This is a genomic window from Oceanobacter sp. ABM4_470, assembly GCF_056158645.1.
The window spans coordinates 832,298-852,527 of record NZ_JBSWTR010000001.1; the positions used below are offsets into that span (position 1 = coordinate 832,298).

The following is a 20,230-nucleotide window of genomic DNA, read 5'->3' on the forward strand; positions in this document are numbered from 1 at the left end:
CTAACAGTTATAAGGAAACCTCCCATGCGTGATGCTCAACCGCAAACCATTCACCTGACGGATTACCAGCAGCCCGGCTACTGGATCAACACCACCGAGCTGACGTTTGAGCTGCAAGACGACGCGACTCTGGTGACGTCAGTACTGGTACTTGAAGCCAACAGTGCCGTCGATAGTCAGGGCGAACTGACCCTGCACGGTCAGGAACTGGAATTGGTTGCTGTCGAGCTGGACGGTCAGGCGTTGGACGCCAGCCGTTACAGCACCAGCGACGAATCCCTCACCATCGGCGGGCTGGCCGATCAGCACACGCTGTCGATTGTGACCCGCATTCAGCCCGACAAAAACACCGCGCTGGAAGGTCTGTACCGTTCCGGCGGCATGTACTGCACCCAATGTGAAGCCGAAGGCTTCCGTCGTATTACCTATTATCTGGACCGCCCGGATGTGATGTCGGTATTCACCACCCACATCATTGCCGATGGCAGCCGTTACCCGGTGATGCTGTCGAACGGTAACTGCGTTGCTGACGAAACCCTGGCAGACGGTCGTCGCAAGGTCACCTGGAGTGATCCACATCGCAAGCCTGCGTACCTGTTCGCACTGGTGGCCGGCGACCTGCTCAGCAAGGAAGATAGCTTCACGACCATGAGCGGTCGTGAAGTGAAACTGCAGATCTTTGTTGAGCCGCAGAACATCGACAAAACCGACTACGCACTGGATGCCCTCAAGCGCTCCATGCGTTGGGACGAAGAAACCTACGGCCGGGAATACGACCTCGATATCTTCATGATTGTGGCTGTAGATGACTTCAACATGGGGGCGATGGAGAACAAGGGTCTTAACATCTTCAACTCCTCTTGCGTGCTGGCTAACCCGGCAACGGCGACCGACGCGGCGTACCAGCGTATTGAAGCCATTGTGGCCCATGAGTACTTCCACAACTGGTCCGGCAACCGTGTGACCTGTCGCGACTGGTTCCAGTTGAGCCTGAAAGAAGGTTTCACGGTATTCCGTGACGCCAGCTTCTCTGCTGACATGAACTCGGCGACGGTCAAGCGCATTGAAGATGCCCGCTTGCTGCGTACGGTTCAGTTTGCCGAAGACGGCGGCCCGATGGCGCACCCGGTACAGCCAGACTCGTTCATCGAAATCTCCAATTTTTATACCGTTACCATTTACGAAAAAGGCGCAGAGGTTGTGGGCATGATCCACAAGATTCTCGGTGCCGACGGTTTCCGCAAAGGCTCGGACTTGTACTTCGAGCGCCACGATGGTCAGGCCGTGACCATCTACGACTTTGTTGCTGCGATGGAAGACGCCAATGGCGTTGACCTGAGCCAGTTCAAACTGTGGTACAAGCAAGCCGGTACGCCAATTGTGACGGCCGCTGCTGAATACCGCGAAGATGAGCAAGCGCTGTATCTGACCCTGCATCAGCAGTGCCCGGATACTCCGGGACAGAGCGGCAAAAAACCGATGTGGATTCCGGTGCAGCTGGGCCTGATCGATGCCGAAGGTAATGACATGGCGGTGAACGTCAGCCCGGCGCAGAACCCGCAGGGTCTGGATACCTGGACCGACGCCAGTCAGGTTCTGCACTTCACCGAAGAAGAGCAAACCTTTGTGTTCTCTGGCCTGAAAGAACAGCCGGTACTGTCGCTGTTCCGTGATTTCTCGGCGCCGGTGAAAGTACGCTTCATTCAGCCGGAAGAAGAATTGCTGTTCCGTCTGCAAACCGACTCCGACGGTTTCAACCGCTGGGACGCCGGTCAGCAACTGATGCTGGGCTGGATTCAGCAGGCTCAGGAAGGTGAATTCGAGTTGCCGGAAACTGCCCGTCAGGTACTGGCAGGGCTGTTGGCCGACGAATCCCTCGATCCGGCCATGGTGAGCTACTTGCTGACCTTGCCATCCGAGGCCTATGTTGCCGAATTCAGCGACCAGGTTGATCCTCACGCGATTCATTTGGGTCGCAAGCGCGTTCGTCTGGCCGTTGCCATGGCCTTGAACGAAGAATTTGCCGCTTGCTACCAGCGTCTGGAATCCGATGCGGAATACCAGCCAGAGCCAAAACAGATGGCCGCTCGAGCGTTGAAAAACCTCGCCCTGAGCTACTGGAGCCTGGCTTCCGATGCGGGCGTCAACAAAGCCGTTAGCCAGTTCGGTAAAACCGACAACATGACCGACCAGATGGCGGCCATGGTTGCGCTGGTAAACAGCGGTGATGACGAACTGGCACCGAAAACCCTCGATGCCTTCTACGAACAGTGGAAGCAAGACCCGCTGGTGGTGAACCAGTGGTTGTCGGTGCAGTGTGGTTCTTCCGAAATCGGCACCATTGAGCGCGTGAAACAATTGATGGAGCACGAAGCCTACGATTGGCGCAACCCGAACAAGATTCGCTCTGTGCTGGGTGCCTTCGCCAATCAGGCGTTGTGTCACTTCCATGCCACCGACGGTTCCGGTTATGCCTTGTTGGCGGATGCCATCATTCGTCTGAACGCATCCAACCCACAGATAGCTTCGCGGCTGATTACACCGCTGACCAAGTGGGGACGTCTGGTACCGCAACTGTCTGAGAAGATGAAAGCCGAGCTGCAACGCATTGCTGACGAGCCAAATCTGTCTCGGGATGTGTACGAAGTCGTAAACAAATCCCTGGCCTGATGGTTGGGGTAAAGCTGGTCAAAGCATTGACCATGCAGGCTAAACCGCGGGCTCCTGGGCCTGCGGCCTGCCAAAACAGCCGCCAAAGCCTTGTGCTTCTGGCGGCTGTTTTGTTTCAACGATGCTGGCGCTGCATTGCGTCTGGTAAGGCGCTAATGGTGCTATTACAGGCTGGCATGCTGTCGCCGGTTCATGCGCAAGCCGCTGGGCTGTCTGATCAGGCATTGTCTGAACGGCTGAACGCGGCAGCGGCGCTTGGTGCGTCCCTGACGCCTTTCGGTGCGGAAAGGGCGGGGGCTGAGCCAGTGGATGCTGAAAGGGTGGTGGTTGACGGAGCGGACGCGGAAACAACAGGAGCCAATACTGCAGAATGGCAGAAATTGCCGCCGTGGCGCGGTGGTTTGTCGTTTCCGCCAGCAGACTTCAATGGCCATTTGATCAATCCGTATCGGGCCGAAGCGCCACTGGCCTTGCTGACCGCCAGCAGCCCGGAATCGCAGCTGCAATGGCTCGGCACCGGACTGCGTCTGTGGTTGCAGCATCACCCCCAACAAGCTATTCGGGTATACGCCTCTCACCGCACAGCGACAGCGCCGTTTCGCATTCTGGATCAGGCCTACCGCAATCGTGTGCGGCTGGAATCATCGCCTCAGGGTGGTTTTCTGTATGGTCACGGCGCCATACCTTATCCGCAGCCCGAGCGCGGCGAGCAAATTATCTGGAATCACCTGCTGGCCTGGCGTGGCACACAAGATGACCATGGCCTGTTGGAGCGCCAGCGCCAAAATGGCGAAGCTTCGGTGCCCTGGTTATGGCAGGTGTCCGAACGATGGCCCTGGCAGCAAGACGTTGAGCACTGTGGCCATGCCTGTGAAGGCGAGCAGGGACACTACAGCGCCCGGCTGCAATCCCTGATGCAGCGCCAGTGGCAGCTGGTGCAGCCACAGCAGAATGCGCCTCTGATATGGAAGCAGCAACTCTACATGCAGGCGGGGCGGCCGATTCTGGACGCCTCGATTGCCGGTTCCTGGCCTGTCAGTGAGCAGACCCGGATGCTTGGTAGTGCTGAGGTTGGTCTTTACAGCGAACTGCCACGAGATTACTTGTGGTCGTTGTTGGGTAAACGAATGCTTCTGGTGCCTTACAACCAGTACCCGTCACAAGACGTTGTTGAGACCATGCAAAGTGGCAAGGGGGTGATGGATTGGCAGCAGCTGCGTTTCGAGCTGCATCGGGTTTGGGTGGTTGATGGCGTGCTGCGCAAGAATGCCGATAACCAATACCGTAAGCGGGTCTATTATGTGGATGAGGACAGCTGGCAAATTGTGATGGCCGATCTGTACGGCCACGATGGCAGCTTGCAGCGAGTGGGGTTGCAGTTCCTTTACAGCGACTATCGTATTCCAGCGGTGCGAACGGCGTTACAGGGCATTCTGAACGTGCGCAATGACGATGCCAGTTGGTTGCTGAGAACCAGCTGGTAGTTTGCTGGAACAGAGCCATTTGCGATGGTTTGGTAACAAAAACTCGCATTGAATCAAACGTATGTATTAAATTTGGTTCCGAGCCGGATCAGGTCCGTTGTGTTGGCAAAACCGGGGCAACGTGAGACTATAGCTAACCTTAAGGATATAGACCTGTTCCATTAACTCACAAAAGTCCGGGCTTTGCTGGTCGTCTTATGACCGCGCCTGAGGCAGACAATAATAACGGAGTTCTTGATGACTTTAATCAGGGCACTGCTGATCGGCACCCTGACCTGCGCTTTGCCGGGTCTGGCGTTGGCACAATGGTCAGATCCGCTGGAAACCCCGGCAATGACATCCACCAAAGCCCATCAGGCCTTACTGCTGGACATCGCCCATGCAGGCAAGCAGCGGTTGGTGGCGGTTGGCGCGTTTGGCAATATCGTCTGGTCGGATGACCAGGGCGCCAGCTGGCAGCAAGCCAGTGTTCCCGTCAGTGTGACGCTCACTTCGGTTGATTTTGCCGACGAGCGCCATGGCTGGGCCACCGGTCACGATGGCGTGATTCTGGCCAGTGTTGATGGCGGCCAAAGCTGGACGCTGCAACTTGATGGTCATCAAGCTAACAAGGCCATGATTACTGCATCCGAGCACTTTCTGGCAGCCGCCGAAAATACGTTGGCGCTGGCTGAGGACAGCGGCGATGACATTGCTATTGAAGACGCCGAAATCGCTGTCGAAGACGCAACCTTTGCTCTGGAAGATGCCGAGTATGACTACGACATCGGCTCGACCAAACCTTTCCTCGATACCCTGTTTCTGAGCGCCGATCACGGTTATGCCGTTGGCGCATACGGCATGGCCTTTGAAACCACTGATGGTGGCAAAAGCTGGCGCCAGTTCACCTCCCGTCTGCCCTTGGCACAACGTCCGCATCTGAACGACATTGAACAAGGTGCCTACGGTCGCTTGTTTATTGTGGGTGAAATGGGCCTGCTGCTGACCTCCGACGATCAGGGCAAAAGCTGGCAACGGTTGGAAAGCCCGTATGAAGGCTCGCTGTTTGCGATCATTGGCAATGCCAACGAACTCACGCTGATGGGGCTGCGTGGCCATGTGTACCGTTCCGAAGACGCTGGCCAGAACTGGCAAGAGCTGAGTATCGACAACGAGAATACCCTGATTGGTGCCACTGTCAGCAACGCTGGCGAGATCGCACTGGTTGGCAACGGCGGCACGCTGGTGCTGTTGCCTGCGAGTGATGCAACGACGGCGCAGGTCGCGACAGTCAAGGGCCGTAAGGGGCTGGCTGCCATTGCGTCAACCACTGACGGTTTTGTAGTGGTCGGTGAAGCGGGCGTACAGCGTATCGACGCCAGCGGTAACCTCAAGCAGGCAGCCAGCCTGTATCGCGACCAGAATAACAATAACAGCAATAATGAGCCTGCAAACGGAGCGCTAGCCTCGGCCAACACGCAGCTGTTGGGTTCAGAGGAGCATTGATCATGAGTCAGAATCATCACTATTCCAGCGAACCGGAACACTACATCCTGTCGCCGCAAACCGAACCCATGCTGGAACGCATCCTCTTTCATCGTCGTGCGCTGGTGCTGTTGGTGCTGGCGGCATTGACGCTGGTGTTTGCCTGGGGCCTGACCCAGGTTCGACTGGACTCCAGCATTGAAAAGTACATCCCGCTGAATCATCCCTACATTCAGAATTACCTGACTCACAAGGATGATATGAAAAGCGGCGTTGCCAACGTCAAGGTTGCGGTAGCGGCGGTCGATGGCGATATCTTCAATGACGATTACCTGAAGACGTTGAGCAAGATTAACGACGACGTCTTCTTCTTGCCGGGGGTTGATCGCTCTGGCATGCAATCCCTCTGGACACCTAACACCCGCTGGACGGAAGTGACCGAAGAGGGCTTTCAGGGTGGCCCGGTGATTCCGGCCGACTATGACGGCAGCCAGCGCAGCATTAATCAGGTGCGGGAGAACATCCTCAAATCCGGTCAGGTTGGACGCCTGGTGGCCAACGACTTTGGCTCTACCATCATCAATGTGCCACTGGTTGAAGTGAACCCGGAGACCGGCGAGAAGCTGAATTACCAGCAGCTGGGTCAACAGCTGGAAGAGAAAATCCGCGACCAGTACGGTAGCGACAGCATTAAAATTTACATCACAGGCACGCCAAAGAAACTGGCCGATTTGCTGGATGGTGCTGTGTCTATCGGGTATTTCTTCCTCGCAGCCATGGTCATGACCGCGGTGCTGTTGTACCTGTATTCCCGTTGTTGGAAAGGCACCATTGTGCCGGTGGTTGCGTCGTTGGTCGCCGTGGTATGGCAGTTGGGTGCGCTGGCCATTATGGGCTTCAGCATCGATTTGTATTCTGTGCTGGTGCCGTTCCTGGTGTTTGCCATCGGCATCAGCCACGGGGTTCAGATCATCAATGGAATCGCCATTAACTCAGGCCACGGTGACGACAAACTCATGGCTGCTCGTAAGGCCTTTCGTGGCTTGTACGTGCCAGGCATGTTGGCGCTATTAAGTGACGCCATGGGATTCCTGACCCTGCTGTTTATTGATATCGGCGTGATTCAGGAGCTGGCCGTTGCTGCATCGGTGGGGGTGGCCATGATCATCGTCACCAATCTGGTGTTGCTGCCGATTGTGATGTCCTACCTGGGCATCAGCCCTTCCGGTGTAAAGCAGGCGCAGAAAGCCGATCAGGCCGATCCGGCGGTTTGGCGTGGCCTGAGTGTATTTGCTGAACGTAAGGCGGGCGTAGCCGCTTTGGTGCTGGCGGTACTGCTGGGTGTGTTTGGCTGGCACTACAGCCGCGATTTGCAAATTGGCGACCTCGACAAAGGCGCGCCAGAGCTGCGTGCGGATTCTCGCTACAACCTTGATAACGACTTTATGGTGTCCCATTACTCCACCAGTTCCGATGTGCTGGTGGTGATGGCCGAAACGCCGGTGGAAATGTGTAACACCTTCAAAGTAATGGATGTGCTCGACCGCTTTATGTGGCACATGGACAACGTACCGGGTGTGCAGTCCACTGCCTCGCTGGTGTCTGTGTCGAAGCTGGTGACCAAGGCAATGAACGAGGGCAACCTCAAATGGTACGCGCTGTCGCGCAACCAGACGGTATTGAACACCTCGATTCAACGGGCGCCATCCGGTCTGATCAACTCCGACTGCTCAATGACGCCGGTCATCATCTACCTCAATGACCATAAAGCCAAAACCCTGCAAACCGCGGTAGATGCGGTCGAGGCCTTCAAGTCCCAGTACGACGATCAGGTTGATGATATCTACTTCGGCATGAAGCCAGATCAGATTGAAGACGCGATTGCCGCCGGAGATATTCAGGCGACGCCGGTACGTTTGCAGCTGGCGTCGGGTAACGCGGGCATTGAGGCGGCGACCAATCAGGTGATTGCTGATGCTCAGGACACCATGTTGATCTTTGTGTACGTGGTGGTGTTCAGCCTGTGTTTGCTGACCTTCCGCTCACTGACCGCTGTGGCGTGTATTCTGCTGCCGCTGGTGTTGACCTCTATTTTGGGTCAGGCCTTGATGACCTGGCTGGGTATTGGCGTGAAAGTGGCTACCTTGCCGGTGATCGCGCTGGGTGTGGGAATTGGTGTCGACTACGGTATTTACATCTATAACCGCCTCGAGGCCATGATCATCAGTGGTTTGTCGTTGCGGGATGCCTATCTGCAAACCCTGCGCTCAACCGGTAAGGCGGTGAGCTTCACCGGTGTGACCCTGGCCATTGGTGTGGCGACCTGGATTCTGTCGCCGATCAAGTTCCAGGCCGACATGGGCATCCTGCTGACCTTTATGTTTATCTGGAACATGCTGGGCGCCTTGATTCTGTTGCCTGCGTTGGCCAGCATCCTGCTGAATCCGGCGAAGATGCAGCAGCGTCATGCCAAAGCCCATGAGGATGTGCCGCCGGCCGTCTGACAAGAGACGACAATTGTTTTCAAAGCATCGTCCCTGAAATGCCCCAAAATCAGACCCCGGCACTTGCCGGGGTCTGTCTCTACAGCGGTATACTGCTGGCTGAAATTTTTGCCTGGAGTACTCGATGAAAAGCCCGATGGGACTGGACGCCAACTTGCCGGTAATGGATCTGCTGAAAGAAGCGGTTGGTATTTTGTACGTCAAACGCGCGGAACTGACCCGACGCTTTATGCCGCTTATTCTGGTGATGGTGGCGCTGGATGTAGCGGGGCAGTACGTGCTCGGCGAAAGCCCGATTGGCCAACTGCTGACCTCTTTGCTGGCTGCCAGTTTATCGGCCGTGGTGGCGACAGGGGCCCATCGAATGACCCTTCGTCCCCAGGAGCCCATGTACCCCGACGGCTATTTCGGTGCCACCCAGTTGAGTTACATTGGCCGTTCCATTCTGATCAGTATGATCGCTGCGGTGATCTGTGTACCTGCCATGATGACGATGATCATTTCGATGAGCTCCTCACCGGAAGGTACGCCGCTGGCGGGCAGTGTGATTTTGTTTATGGTTGTCAGTGTCATGGTGGCTATTTATGTTAGCTCGCGCCTGATGATTACCTTGCCGGAAGTGGCGCTGAGCAAACAGACCAGCTTCTCTCGTGCCTGGAAGCTCAGCCAGGGCAACGGCAGTCGGATGGCGATTGTGGTCTGGATTCTGCCCATTGTGATGATGATTCCAGCGTTGCTGCTGATGTTGGTCGACTCCCTGATTACCCTGATTCTGGGATCGTTGATTTCTTATATCGCCACCTTGGTTGGACTGGTGACCCTGTCATTGGCGTATCAGTTTGTTGCCGAATTCAGTGACGATAACCGTGGTAATGGTAATGGAAATGGCAATGGCGATAGTAGTGGCAGCGGATTCAATAGCTCAGTAGACCCTCAGTTTGATGGCCAGCGGGACGACCCCCAACCTCCGCGCTCGGGCGGTTTTGATGCCTGAGCCTTGCCTTAACCAGAAGTAGTTTATGAAACTTGGTGACCTCTCCATTACCTATGTTGAGCTGATGGCTCGTGCGGCACAAACCGCCGGTTTTGATGCTTCCCACGTGATGAACCAATACGAGTTGCCAGCAGAGCGTTGGGCGCTGCCGGGTCACCGGGTCAGCATTCCGCGTTTTTTGCGGGTCGGACATGAGGTCATCCGTCAGGGCGGCATTGCTGACCTGGGGCTGCGTATGGGGGCGCTCACCAGTCCTTCGGTATTGGGTCTGGCAGGTTGGCTGGCGGATTCCGCTGACAACGTGCGAGGGGCTTGTGAGGCGCTGGTGCGCTACGAATTATTGGCCAGCTTCAACGCCCGTGGCCGATCCTCCTTCATTGTTGAAGCGGGTAAGGGCAAGCTGTGTTTTTACTCCATCAGCCCTTACAACGCCTATAACCGCTTTATTGTCGATATGGTGCTTAAAGGCTGGGCGTCGCTGCTGACCCACATCAGTGGGGAAGATCTGGTCGAACGGGTCACCATTGAGTTTGAAGCCCCTGCCTGGCAAGAGCGCTACGGCCACCATTTTTCCTGCCCGGTGCAATTCGGTGCCGAACAGAATGCCATCGTGCTCAAAAGTGGTGCATTGGAAAAATTGCTTCTGCATCGTTGTGCTTCTCACCATCGCTGGTTGCTGGATATGGCAGAAGCCGAACTGGCAAAGGTAAAACGGGGGTTGTCGGTCTCGGAGCAGGTCGCTCGCGCTTTGTCTCCGATGCTGGAAGGCTGTGCTCCAGAGCTGGCAGAGGTATCGCGGCAGTTTGGCAAAGCGCCATGGACGTTGAAGCGAATGCTGGCGGCCGAAAATACCAATTATCAAACGGTGTTGGATAACACCCGCAGGGATTTGGCGATTGCCTATGTACGGGAAACGGATCTGGCGGTGGGGGAAATTGCGTATTTGACGGGGTTTGGTTCAGCGACTGCCTTTCAGCGGGCCTTCAAGCGTTGGACGGGCGAAACGCCACGCCAGTTAAGGCAGTCTTCAGTGTGAGGGATTACATTTCGACGGCGTCATCAACGTCGTCGTCGTATTCCTCGTAAATAACATCCAAAAGTTCTTCAGTGTAGTCAGACATAGTCTTTCTCCTTCTTATATTTGAAGCTCCGTTCCATACGAAGCGTTCCTGCACTCCAGCCATTCCGGAGTCTGTTTTCTCAGTTTAGTCCAAAACTATTCAAGCATAGGTTATGCCAATAGTATATGACCATTTGGTCAAGAAAACAGTAAGACCGATCAATTTGTGAATTGTTCCAAGTCTTGTTGCTACCTGGCGAACATTATCTTCACTTTGTGACAGCTCAATGAACCGAGCACTACAGATTTATGTTGCTGCTCGAATGTGCCAGTGGAATTCACTATCACATAAATGATAATGAATATCAATTGTGTTTGTGTGATAACTGGTTGTTGGTGATTGCTCGGGGGAGATTCACATTAGTGCTGGGAGTGCCTGGGTTCTTTGGTTGAATCAAACCGCACAAAAATAGCCTGGAGTGTCGCTGATGCCCATAGGAGCTGGTCGAAAGGATAGGGGGAGTTCTTGGTAAATCGAAAAGGAAGGTATCGTAAGTGATGAGGTCGCGACTTTGGATTTCTAGAACAACGAAGACAACATCAGATTGATGTCAATTTTGAAGAAAAAACAATGCGGGATTTCTAAGAGAAGAAATGGCGGACTGGACGGGACTCGAACCCGCGACCCCCGGCGTGACAGGCCGGTATTCTAACCAACTGAACTACCAGTCCGCATGTGTGATGCTTGAACCTGCATCGAAGGTTTGGTGGGTGATGACGGGATCGAACCGCCGACCCTCTGCTTGTAAGGCAGATGCTCTCCCAGCTGAGCTAATCACCCAATATTTAAACTCATTGGAATGAGTGGCTCCTTTACATCGGAGAGATGACTGTCGAGACAGTAACAATGATTGCCATCTTTGAAATGGCGGACTGGACGGGACTCGAACCCGCGACCCCCGGCGTGACAGGCCGGTATTCTAACCAACTGAACTACCAGTCCACATTGTGTGATGCTTGAAACCTGCATCGAAGGTTTGGTGGGTGATGACGGGATCGAACCGCCGACCCTCTGCTTGTAAGGCAGATGCTCTCCCAGCTGAGCTAATCACCCAAATTGTTTGAATAAAAAGATGGCGGACTGGACGGGACTCGAACCCGCGACCCCCGGCGTGACAGGCCGGTATTCTAACCAACTGAACTACCAGTCCAGCTCTTTATTCAGCAGATGTTTTTTAGCCAACACATCAGAAGTTGGTGGGTGATGACGGGATCGAACCGCCGACCCTCTGCTTGTAAGGCAGATGCTCTCCCAGCTGAGCTAATCACCCGAATTGTATGAATAAAAGATGGCGGACTGGACGGGACTCGAACCCGCGACCCCCGGCGTGACAGGCCGGTATTCTAACCAACTGAACTACCAGTCCAGCTTTTATTCAGCAGATGTTTTTTTAGCCAACACATCAGAAGTTGGTGGGTGATGACGGGATCGAACCGCCGACCCTCTGCTTGTAAGGCAGATGCTCTCCCAGCTGAGCTAATCACCCATAATTTATACTCGTTGGAACGAGTTGAACGAAAAGATGGCGGACTGGACGGGACTCGAACCCGCGACCCCCGGCGTGACAGGCCGGTATTCTAACCAACTGAACTACCAGTCCAGCTTTTCATTCTTGCTTTCTGGTGGGTGATGACGGGATCGAACCGCCGACCCTCTGCTTGTAAGGCAGATGCTCTCCCAGCTGAGCTAATCACCCCCTGAAAGCGAGGTCGCATTCTACGCACAGGGCGCTTTGTGTCAAACACTATTTTTCAATTTTCTTAAACTTTTTCAGTGACTTGCGAAATGCTGGCCCGATTGGCTGTGTAACAATCAGCTTTGTCGATTTTATACACGGCCGAGGCTGCGATCTGATCGTCTGTCAGCCAACACCAGTAAACAAGGCGTCAGAATCAGTGTCAGGACGGTAGCAAAGGTCAATCCACCGGCAATGGCGGTGGAAAGTTGGGTCCACCATTGCGATGACGGTGCGCCGACACTGAAATGCCGATGAATCAGATCGATGTTCCACTGGAAAACCATCGGCATCAGACCCAATACCGTAGTGATGGCAGTCAGCAGCACCGGCCGCAAACGTTGCGCACCTGTTCTGAGGGCCGCTTCGATGGCGTCCAGGCCGTCCTTGCGGAGGCTGTTGTAGGTATCAATCAGAACGATGTTGTTGTTAACCACAATGCCAGCTAGCGCAATAACCCCAACACCGCTCATCACAATGCCGAACGGCTCTCCCCGAATCAGCAACCCCATTAATACGCCGACAATCGACAGCACAATGGCGCTGAGGATCAGTCCAGCCTGGTAAAAACTGTTGAATTGGGTCACCAGAATGGTTGCCATCATGAAAATGGCAATGCCAAAGGCGGTGCCCAGAAACTGGCCGGTTTCGGCCATTTGTTCAAAGTCGCCGCGGAATCGGGGTTCGACGCCAGCCCCTTGCCAGTCCAGCGAGGCCATCTTCTCGCTCAGTTGCTGGATCTTGTCAGTGGCGTTGACGCCGTCTTTCACGTTGGCGGTAAGACGATAGCGCCGTTTGCCGTCAATTCGCACCAGATCGCCACCACGGGGCTCTGCGGTTTGGGTCATAAACTGGCTCACCGGCACCAGGCCATAAGGGGTGGTCAGATTAAAGCCGTCCAGATCGTCCAGAGTGCGTCGGTTTTCCGGGTAGCGCAGCACAATATCCACTTCATCATCGGTGAAATCCGGTTGGAAACTGCCGACTACCTGACCGCCGGTCAGCATTCGCACCATGTTGCCAGCCGCCGATATGGACGCGCCAAAGCGCGCCGCTTGCTCTCGGTCGACGCTGAGCTTCCACTCAATGCCCTCCAGCGGGCGATCGTCGCGAATGTCCTTGAGGTCCGGATCTGCTTCAAAAATGGCCCGCACCTGATCCAGCAACGGCAGGATGGCTTCAGCACTGTTGGCGGTCAGTTGCAGTTGTACATCGGCACCGCCCGGCGGACCGCCTTGCTGTTTGCGGGTTTCGATCAGAATGCCGGGGATCGCGGCGGCTTGCTGTTCAATGTCGGCCAATACGGCGTTGGCGGAACGGCGTTGCTCCCAATTGCTGAGTTCCAGCTGAATACGGCCAATCAGATCCGGAGCGGAATCGTTGGCGGGTTTGGCCATGGTGGTGGTGTAGATACTGTCGACTTCGTCCATGTTGAAAATCAATTTTTCAACTTGCAGCACCAATGCTTCCCGCTCGGTGATCGACAAATTGCCGCGGGCACGGATATCGACCATGGCGATGTCACTGTCGACATCCGGGAAAAACTCGACGCCGTGGCCGTATTTGCCGTACAGCATGAACGAACCCACCATACTGGCAATGGCAACCAGCAACACCAGCAAGGGGTGGCGCAAAGCCAACCGCAGCAGCTTGACGTAGCCGCCGGCAAAACCACCGATGCGTTCGAACTCGCCACGTTCAGCGGCGAGTAAACGCGCCACAGCAGGGTCCGAACCTTGCTGTTTATGGGCCATCAAACTGCCAATAGCAGGTACCACAATCAGCGCCATAATCAGTGAGGCAGTGAGTGTGTACAGCAGGGTCAGCGGCAGGTACTTCATGAACTCGCCAGTGGTGCCGGGCCAGAACAACAGTGGCAGAAACACCGCCAGTGTGGTGGCTGTTGAGGCAATAATCGGCCAAGCCATGCGCTTGGCGGCAGCGGCGTAGGCTTGCTTGGGAGCAAGACCCTCAGCCAGTTTGCGGTCGGCCAGTTCGGTCACCACAATGGCGCCGTCAACCAGCATGCCGACCGACAGAATCAGGGCAAACAACACCACCATGTTCATGGTGCTGCCACTCATACTGAGCCAGATAATCCCCATCAGAAAGGCACCGGGAATCGCGATGCCGACCAGAATGGAGTTGCGAATCCCAAGGCTACCCAGCACCAACACCATCACCATCAGGGTGGCGACCAGCACGTTGTTGAACAGGTCGTTGAGCATGGTGTTGATTTCTTTCGAGCCGTCCTGAATCACCTGGGCTTCCAGCCCATCTGGCCAATAGGGTTTGACGGTGTCGATGACACTGCGCACCTGATCAACGGTATCGATGATATTGGAGCCAATGCGCTTTTTGATTTCCAGGGTGACCGCCGCCTGACCGCCAACCCGGGCGGCGCTGCTGCGGTCCTTGTAGGCCAGTCGGCCAACCGCAATATCCCGGAACAGCACCACCTGATCGCCGCTGACCTTGATCGGCATATTGAGAATGTCGCTGATGTTTTCCACCAGTCCGGGAATGCGAATGGCAAAGCGGCCGGCGTCGTTTTGCAGGTCTTCACTGGCCACCAGTGAACTGTTGTTGCGTACCAGCTGAGCCAGGTCGTTCATCGACAGGCCGTAACTGTCCATGCGTGCCGGGTCGACCACAATTTCGGCAATTTCTTCCCGTTTCCCCTGAATCGCAGCTTCCAGAACGCCCGGCAAAGACTCCAGTCGGTCTTGCAGGTCGCTGGCAACGGCGTACAGCTCGGCTTCGTTGACATCCCCCGCCAGCGTCACTACGGCAATCGGAAATAACGCAACGTTAATCTCCATCACCTTGGGTTCATGGGTATCGTCGGGTAAGTCGGCACGAGCATCATCGACCTTTTGGCGTACATCCAGCAGCGCCTGGTCAACGTCGACGTCGGTGTAAAACTCCAGAGTGATCGACAGGTGGCCGGTGGTCGCGGTGGACACCATTTCCTTCAGACCATCAATGCCCCGCAGTTCGCGTTCAAGAGGTTTGTACAAGAGGCTGTCGGCGTCGTTGGGAGAAATGCCATCGTGGGCAACCGACACGTACACAAAGGGCACGGCAACGTCTGGCGAGCTTTCTTTGGGAATGGTCAGCAGGGTCATGGTCCCCGAGATCATCACCAGTGCAAACAGCATCAGTACCGTTCGGGTGCGGCCGAGGGCTGCATCAATCAGCGCAAACATGATTATTCCCCTGCGCTGATCGCGTGCTGGCTTGAATTGGCGTTATGGGATGCCCGTGGTGGCTCGTTATCCCAAACAGGAATAACGCTGTCGCCGATATCCACAAATCCGGCCCCTTGGGTGATCAGGTGAAGAGGGGATGGGCCAAATACCCACACGCCATTTTGTTCCGCGTCTTCCAGCTCAACCGGCGTAAAGGCGACGGTATTGTCGGCCGTGATGGTTTTCAGTCCCATCTGGCCGTCCGAATCCAGCATCAGCAACGCCGGTGATACCTTGTACGCCGGGCGGGTTTGCAACGGCAAAATCAGCTTGGCGCTTTGACCCGCCGGTATGGCTCGGTTCTCGGAGTTGGCGACCTCCAGCTCTACCCGGAAAGTGCGAGTGGCACTGTCGGCCTGCACGGCGACAAAGCGGAGTTTTCCCGGCAGCACCTCGCCTGAGAGAAGTCTGGCCTCACCGTCCATGCCGGCTTTAACGTTGGCTACCTGATTCTCTGGCACCTGAGCGATTACCTTGAATGGCGATACGTCGACCAGTTGCAGCAGCGTCGTGCCATCTTTGGCAAAGTCACCGATTTCGACCATGCGCTGGTTGATAATGCCGTCAAACGGCGCGCGAATACGGGTGGCATTCAGCATCAGCTGGGCCGACGTCAGCTCGGCTTCGGCATTGGCAAGGGCCGTTTCTACCTGCGCCATCTGGGAAGCGTTGGTCAAGCCGCTGGCTTGCAGCTTTTCGGCGCTCTGTTTTTCCAGTTTGCGCTGTTTGAGACTGGCTTCGGCCTGTTTTACCCGAGCTGGCCAGTCGCGTTGGTCGAGTTCCAGCAGCAACTGCCCCTGACGAACCCGGTCACCTTTCTGAGCATGCAATGCCACTACTTTGGCGCGAATTTCGGATACCAGCGTCACTTCCCGGCCCACCGCCAGCTGCGCGGAAAGCTCGATATTCTGTTGATGCTGAACGGCTGTCAGAGTGGCTGCCTTGACTCGCATTTTGTCGCTGGGGTTGTTGGATTCTTCGGTGTTGTTGGCAGCGGTTGACTGTGCTGACGAGTCGGCCGATGGGCCGCTGAGCATCCAGCCGACGGCGGCGACAACAATCATGGCGGCCAGTAAATAACCCTTGTTGATCGAAGAAGGCATGTGTCCGTGTCCTGTTGTTTATTTTGAGTGCCAGCAGTTGAGGGGACTGCTGGCGGTGTCATTCGATGACAATTTCGGTGACGGTGGTTGATCATAGATCAAGCGACTATTTGATTGAATGACAAACAGTGGATGAATGCCTGTTCTATTTTGTCGCACGCAATGGCGCTGTTAACTGGCTCGGGCTGCCAGTAAACTCTCCCTCTTTCTGAAATAACCGCATTCACGGGCGGCAACGAGCCGGTGAATGCCTGCAGGCTGTATTTATGGTGTTGGTAAGTTTGAAGCAGGCCGAGCTGGCCTTTGGTGACCACGTCTTGCTCGACAAGGTCGACCTGGATATCCAGTCCGGCGAACGGGTGTGTGTGGTCGGGCGCAACGGCGAGGGCAAATCGACCTTGCTGAAAGTGCTGACGGGTGAGGTGACCACCGACGATGGCGTCGTGCAGCGTCGTGATTTGCTGAAAATGTCAGTGCTGCAACAGGCGTTACCGGCCAAGGTAGATATTCCGGTGTATGACGTCGTGGCGCAGGGCCTGGGCCAGTTGGGCGAAGACATCGCCGCTTACCACGACGAAACCATGAAAGGCGAACACGCCAATCTGGATTTGCTGGAAAAGCTGCAAACCCGCATTGAAAGCCAGGATGGCTGGAGCTGGCAGCAAAAGGTGGAAGCCATTATCCAGCGCCTGAACCTGCCAGCGGAAACCAGCTTTGCCCGCCTCAGTGGTGGCTGGCAGCGCCGCGTTATGTTGGCTCGGGCATTGGTGGTGGAGCCGGAATTATTGATTCTGGACGAGCCAACCAACCACATGGACATTGCCACCATCCAATGGCTGGAAGAGCAGCTGAAGCAGTTCCAGGGCTCGCTGGTGTTCATCAGTCACGACCGGGCCTTTGTGCAAAACCTGTCGACCCGCATCGTCGAGCTGGATCGCGGCAACCTCTACAACTGGAATGGCGATTACCACTCCTTTATTGAATACCGTGAAAAACGTCTGGAAGACGAAGCCGCTCAAAATGCACTGTTCGACAAGCGTTTGGCGGAGGAAGAAAAATGGATTCGTCAGGGCATCAAGGCTCGCCGCACCCGTAATGAAGGCCGCGTCGAACGCCTCAAGGAAATGCGTAAGGAGCGGGGCGCCCGTCGTGACCGTCAAGGCACAGCCAACATCGCCATGTCTTCCAGCGATGCCTCCGGCAAGATTGTCTTCGAGCTGAACGACGTGTCGTTCGGTTGGGAAAACAATCCTCAGGTCGATACCTTCTCGACCATTATCCAGCGTGGCGACCGCATTGGTCTGGTTGGCCCCAACGGGATTGGTAAATCGACCCTGCTGAAACTGCTGCTGGGCAAGCTGGAGCCACAAAGCGGCTCACTGAAAGTGGGCACCAAGCTGGAAGTCGCTTATTTCGACCAGTCCCGCGAACTGCTGGATGACGACAAGTCCATCGCCGACAACGTCGCTGACGGCAAGGACCACGTGATTGTGAACGGCGTAAGCCGCCATGTGATTGGCTACCTGGGTGACTTCCTGTTCCCGGCAGAACGTGCCCGTACACCTGTTCGAGCCTTGTCTGGTGGTGAGCGCAACCGGGTATTGTTGGCCAAGTTGTTCCTCAAACCCTGCAACCTGCTGGTGATGGACGAACCGACCAACGACCTCGACGTGGAAACCCTCGAGTTGCTGGAAGAGCGCTTGATGGAATTCGACGGCACCTTGTTGCTGGTGAGCCACGACCGTGCCTTCCTGGATAACGTCATCACCCAGATGTGGGTGTTTGAAGGTGCAGGCCGCATCGACGAACAAATGGGCGGTTATAGCGAATGGGAAGAACGCAAGAAAGCGCAGGAAGCCCAGTTCAAAGCGGTTGAAAAGGCCAACCAGCAGAAGCAAAAAGCCCAGCAGGCCAAATCCGAAAACAAGGCCGCTGCACCAGCGGCGAATGCCAAAGCGGCTGCGCCTGCCAAGAAACTGTCGTACAAACTCCAGCGCGAGCTGGACATGCTGCCAGACCAGATTGCGGAAGCCGAAGCCGCGCGTGATGCACTGGCCGAGCAAAGCAGCGCAGCGGATTTCTATGCCGGAGATCAAGACACGGTACAGCGGGTATTGGCAGACTTGTCTGCTGCCGAAGCGAAGCTGGAACAGCTGGAAGAGCGCTGGCTGGAACTGGAGGAAATGGCTTCATGACATGGCTGATCATCGTCTTTGTGGTGATGGCCCTGATTGGCACCATCTACAGCATGCGCCCCAGCGCCCGTGACCGTCGTTTGTCGGAATTGCGTCTGGCGGCCATTCGCAGTGGCATTCAGGTGCGTCAGCAAACGTTCCGGGTGGATGCTGCCAAAACCGGTGTGCGGGAAGACATTACCGCCACCGGCTACACCCTGATGGTGCCGCAGCCGCCTCACGGTGAGAAAGCGCGTCAGCAATTGCTGTTTCGTATTGTCGGTCAGGAAGGCTGGGAAGCCGCTGGACTGCCTGATGGTTGGGCCTGGCACGACCTGCCTGAAGCCAAAGATCACGAGGCAGCGGTTGCCCGGGCGGAGGCTCTGGCTCCGCAACTGGTGCGCTTGCTGTCGTCGATGGACGATGAGCTGAAAATGCTGGAAGTGTACGAAAACCGCATTGTGCTGTTTGCCGCCGAACAAAAGAGTGCGTCGGCAGAAAAGTACCTGAAAGTGCTGGAAGGCCTGCGCCTGATGGCTGATGAACTAGTGTTGCAGCGCATGCGCTAGCTGTTTTGAACCGGATGCCAGATACATAAAAACGCCACAGTCGGATTGCCGGCTGTGGCGTTTTGCTATCTGGATGTCTGAAAGGGCGGCGTATCAGGAGCTGTGAATACGGCCTTCCAGTTCTTCCAGGTGACGAATGATGCGGTCGTTGTAGCTGATCACCAGAAACGGCACGTCCATTTCGTGTTGACGGGTAATGGAGTTACGCAGGAAGCGCCATTTATTGTTGATGTTGTCCATCAACACATACGTAGAACGCTGGTTGGCAGCCGACTTCAGGTCGTTGAGGCGAAATTCAAACGCGCTGGTCAGTTCCTGCATGCTGTTGCGGTACTGGCTCAGGAACTCCTCATCCATGGTGACGGAAGAGCTGGCGGCGTAGTGGGTGGTCATTTCCTGCAGCAACAACGCCATTTCACGGGTTTTCTCGATCATCGGGTCGGCCGGGGTTTTGCCCGCAACTTTCTGGTACACAGCGCCAATCTGGTTAACCAGGTCTTCGTTGAGCCGGTTCAAACGCTCAACAGACTGTTCGTCGGCATAGCCAAGGTCTTTGACGGCATCGCGGTTGGCTTGCAGCGAACGTGCAAATGACAGCCAGCGCTGGCGGATTTTTTCGACTTCAGCGGCGTGGGCGCTGCCTTCAGACTGTTCACGGGCTTTTTCGATCGCCACCTCGAACGATTCCATATCAGAATCCATTCGACGGGCGTATTTGCGGTCGCCTTCAAGGCCGGTGTACATAAAGAAGTCGGTCATAACCCCAACGGACGCAAGGCGCATATGCTGCAGGTGTTGCATCAGGGTATTGGATTCGGCGTGTGCCGACAGCGTGGATAGCATCAGGGCAGCGAGCAGCCCGAGCGAGCGGATGGCTGTGATCATGGTGTGGCCTCTGTCTTCTTGTCTCTGTTTTATTTTTATTCTTCCACCGGCGCCTCTGGTTTCTTCTGTGGAAACCTTGGAAAACGCGGCGTGCGGGCCCAAATCTGTGTTCGGTGCTCTCGCAACATTAAGATCAACGTGCCACATCTTAAGCCAGCCGGTGCGGCTTGTCCCGTATTAGTACCTTGGTACTAGTGCGTATGGCCGGAATAGATGCGTTTTCAATGTCCACTCATGGCGATTTGGTTATGAATGCTTTTTGTGGCTTTGAGCGCA

The 20,230-nt window shown here is 55.6% G+C and carries 11 protein-coding genes and 10 tRNA genes; 8 read left to right on the forward strand and 13 right to left on the reverse strand.

The window, feature by feature from the left end; translation table 11 throughout:
• Window positions 1-24: 24 nt before the first annotated feature.
• The 6 genes from pepN (at window position 25) to ACXADJ_RS03680 (ending at window position 10,152) form a co-directional block, all read left to right on the forward strand.
• Window positions 25-2,670 (forward strand): aminopeptidase N, encoded by a 2,646-nt coding sequence (gene pepN, locus ACXADJ_RS03655; protein ID WP_475063210.1) that lies wholly within the window; start codon window positions 25-27, stop codon window positions 2,668-2,670.
• Between the two features lie 110 nt (window positions 2,671-2,780).
• Window positions 2,781-4,154, forward strand: a complete 1,374-nt coding sequence (locus tag ACXADJ_RS03660) for a DUF1329 domain-containing protein (RefSeq protein WP_475063212.1) — start codon at window positions 2,781-2,783, stop codon at window positions 4,152-4,154.
• Between the two features lie 237 nt (window positions 4,155-4,391).
• Window positions 4,392-5,639, forward strand: coding sequence for a YCF48-related protein (locus ACXADJ_RS03665; protein WP_475063214.1), 1,248 nt, complete (start codon window positions 4,392-4,394; stop codon window positions 5,637-5,639).
• 2 nt (window positions 5,640-5,641) lie between these two features.
• Window positions 5,642-8,122 (forward strand): efflux RND transporter permease subunit, encoded by a 2,481-nt coding sequence (locus ACXADJ_RS03670; RefSeq protein ID WP_475063216.1) that lies wholly within the window; start codon window positions 5,642-5,644, stop codon window positions 8,120-8,122.
• A 124-nt stretch (window positions 8,123-8,246) separates the two neighbouring features.
• Entirely contained in the window at window positions 8,247-9,116 is an 870-nt protein-coding gene (locus ACXADJ_RS03675) for a hypothetical protein (RefSeq protein ID WP_475063218.1), read from the forward strand.
• A gap of 25 nt (window positions 9,117-9,141) precedes the next feature.
• A complete protein-coding gene (locus tag ACXADJ_RS03680) occupies window positions 9,142-10,152 on the forward strand; it encodes an AraC family transcriptional regulator (protein ID WP_475063220.1) in 1,011 nt (336 codons plus the stop codon).
• Window positions 10,153-10,831: 679 nt separating this feature from the next.
• Here ACXADJ_RS03680 and ACXADJ_RS03685 read toward each other — a convergent pair.
• The 12 genes from ACXADJ_RS03685 to ACXADJ_RS03740 form a co-directional block, all read right to left on the reverse strand.
• Window positions 10,832-10,908: transfer RNA gene (locus ACXADJ_RS03685), tRNA-Asp, on the reverse strand.
• Window positions 10,909-10,941: 33 nt separating this feature from the next.
• A tRNA-Val gene (locus ACXADJ_RS03690) sits at window positions 10,942-11,017 on the reverse strand.
• Window positions 11,018-11,102: 85 nt separating this feature from the next.
• Window positions 11,103-11,179 (reverse strand) — tRNA-Asp (locus ACXADJ_RS03695).
• Between the two features lie 35 nt (window positions 11,180-11,214).
• Window positions 11,215-11,290 (reverse strand) — tRNA-Val (locus ACXADJ_RS03700).
• 20 nt (window positions 11,291-11,310) lie between these two features.
• Window positions 11,311-11,387 (reverse strand) — tRNA-Asp (locus ACXADJ_RS03705).
• Between the two features lie 44 nt (window positions 11,388-11,431).
• Window positions 11,432-11,507 (reverse strand) — tRNA-Val (locus ACXADJ_RS03710).
• Window positions 11,508-11,526: 19 nt separating this feature from the next.
• A tRNA-Asp gene (locus tag ACXADJ_RS03715) sits at window positions 11,527-11,603 on the reverse strand.
• A 44-nt stretch (window positions 11,604-11,647) separates the two neighbouring features.
• A tRNA-Val gene (locus tag ACXADJ_RS03720) sits at window positions 11,648-11,723 on the reverse strand.
• A 37-nt stretch (window positions 11,724-11,760) separates the two neighbouring features.
• Window positions 11,761-11,837 (reverse strand) — tRNA-Asp (locus ACXADJ_RS03725).
• 20 nt (window positions 11,838-11,857) lie between these two features.
• Window positions 11,858-11,933 (reverse strand) — tRNA-Val (locus ACXADJ_RS03730).
• A gap of 131 nt (window positions 11,934-12,064) precedes the next feature.
• Window positions 12,065-15,181 (reverse strand): efflux RND transporter permease subunit, encoded by a 3,117-nt coding sequence (locus ACXADJ_RS03735; RefSeq protein WP_475063222.1) that lies wholly within the window; start codon window positions 15,179-15,181, stop codon window positions 12,065-12,067.
• 2 nt (window positions 15,182-15,183) lie between these two features.
• Window positions 15,184-16,326, reverse strand: coding sequence for an efflux RND transporter periplasmic adaptor subunit (locus tag ACXADJ_RS03740; protein ID WP_475063226.1), 1,143 nt, complete (start codon window positions 16,324-16,326; stop codon window positions 15,184-15,186).
• Between the two features lie 266 nt (window positions 16,327-16,592).
• On the opposite strand from ACXADJ_RS03740, the gene ACXADJ_RS03745 reads away from it, so the two are divergent.
• Window positions 16,593-18,521 (forward strand): ATP-binding cassette domain-containing protein, encoded by a 1,929-nt coding sequence (locus ACXADJ_RS03745; RefSeq protein ID WP_475063230.1) that lies wholly within the window; start codon window positions 16,593-16,595, stop codon window positions 18,519-18,521.
• Window positions 18,518-19,069 (forward strand): hypothetical protein, encoded by a 552-nt coding sequence (locus ACXADJ_RS03750; RefSeq protein WP_475063234.1) that lies wholly within the window; start codon window positions 18,518-18,520, stop codon window positions 19,067-19,069. Before ACXADJ_RS03745 ends, ACXADJ_RS03750 begins: the two co-directional genes overlap by 4 nt.
• A 93-nt stretch (window positions 19,070-19,162) precedes the next feature.
• Here the strand turns inward: ACXADJ_RS03750 and ACXADJ_RS03755 are convergent, their stop codons facing one another.
• The gene (locus ACXADJ_RS03755) at window positions 19,163-19,954 is read right to left on the reverse strand and encodes a hypothetical protein (RefSeq protein WP_475063237.1); all 792 of its coding nucleotides are present in this window, start codon (window positions 19,952-19,954) and stop codon (window positions 19,163-19,165) included.
• Window positions 19,955-20,230 lie beyond the last annotated feature (276 nt).

Coding starts and splice junctions, on each gene's coding strand:
- pepN (WP_475063210.1), top strand. CDS start 25: ATGCGTGATGCTCAACCGCAAACCATTCACCTGACGGATTACCAGCAG.
- ACXADJ_RS03665 (WP_475063214.1), top strand. CDS start 4,392: ATGACTTTAATCAGGGCACTGCTGATCGGCACCCTGACCTGCGCTTTG.
- ACXADJ_RS03670 (WP_475063216.1), top strand. CDS start 5,642: ATGAGTCAGAATCATCACTATTCCAGCGAACCGGAACACTACATCCTG.
- ACXADJ_RS03675 (WP_475063218.1), top strand. CDS start 8,247: ATGAAAAGCCCGATGGGACTGGACGCCAACTTGCCGGTAATGGATCTG.
- ACXADJ_RS03680 (WP_475063220.1), top strand. CDS start 9,142: ATGAAACTTGGTGACCTCTCCATTACCTATGTTGAGCTGATGGCTCGT.
- ACXADJ_RS03735 (WP_475063222.1), bottom strand. CDS start 15,181: ATGTTTGCGCTGATTGATGCAGCCCTCGGCCGCACCCGAACGGTACTG.
- ACXADJ_RS03740 (WP_475063226.1), bottom strand. CDS start 16,326: ATGCCTTCTTCGATCAACAAGGGTTATTTACTGGCCGCCATGATTGTT.
- ACXADJ_RS03745 (WP_475063230.1), top strand. CDS start 16,593: ATGGTGTTGGTAAGTTTGAAGCAGGCCGAGCTGGCCTTTGGTGACCAC.
- ACXADJ_RS03750 (WP_475063234.1), top strand. CDS start 18,518: ATGACATGGCTGATCATCGTCTTTGTGGTGATGGCCCTGATTGGCACC.
- ACXADJ_RS03755 (WP_475063237.1), bottom strand. CDS start 19,954: ATGATCACAGCCATCCGCTCGCTCGGGCTGCTCGCTGCCCTGATGCTA.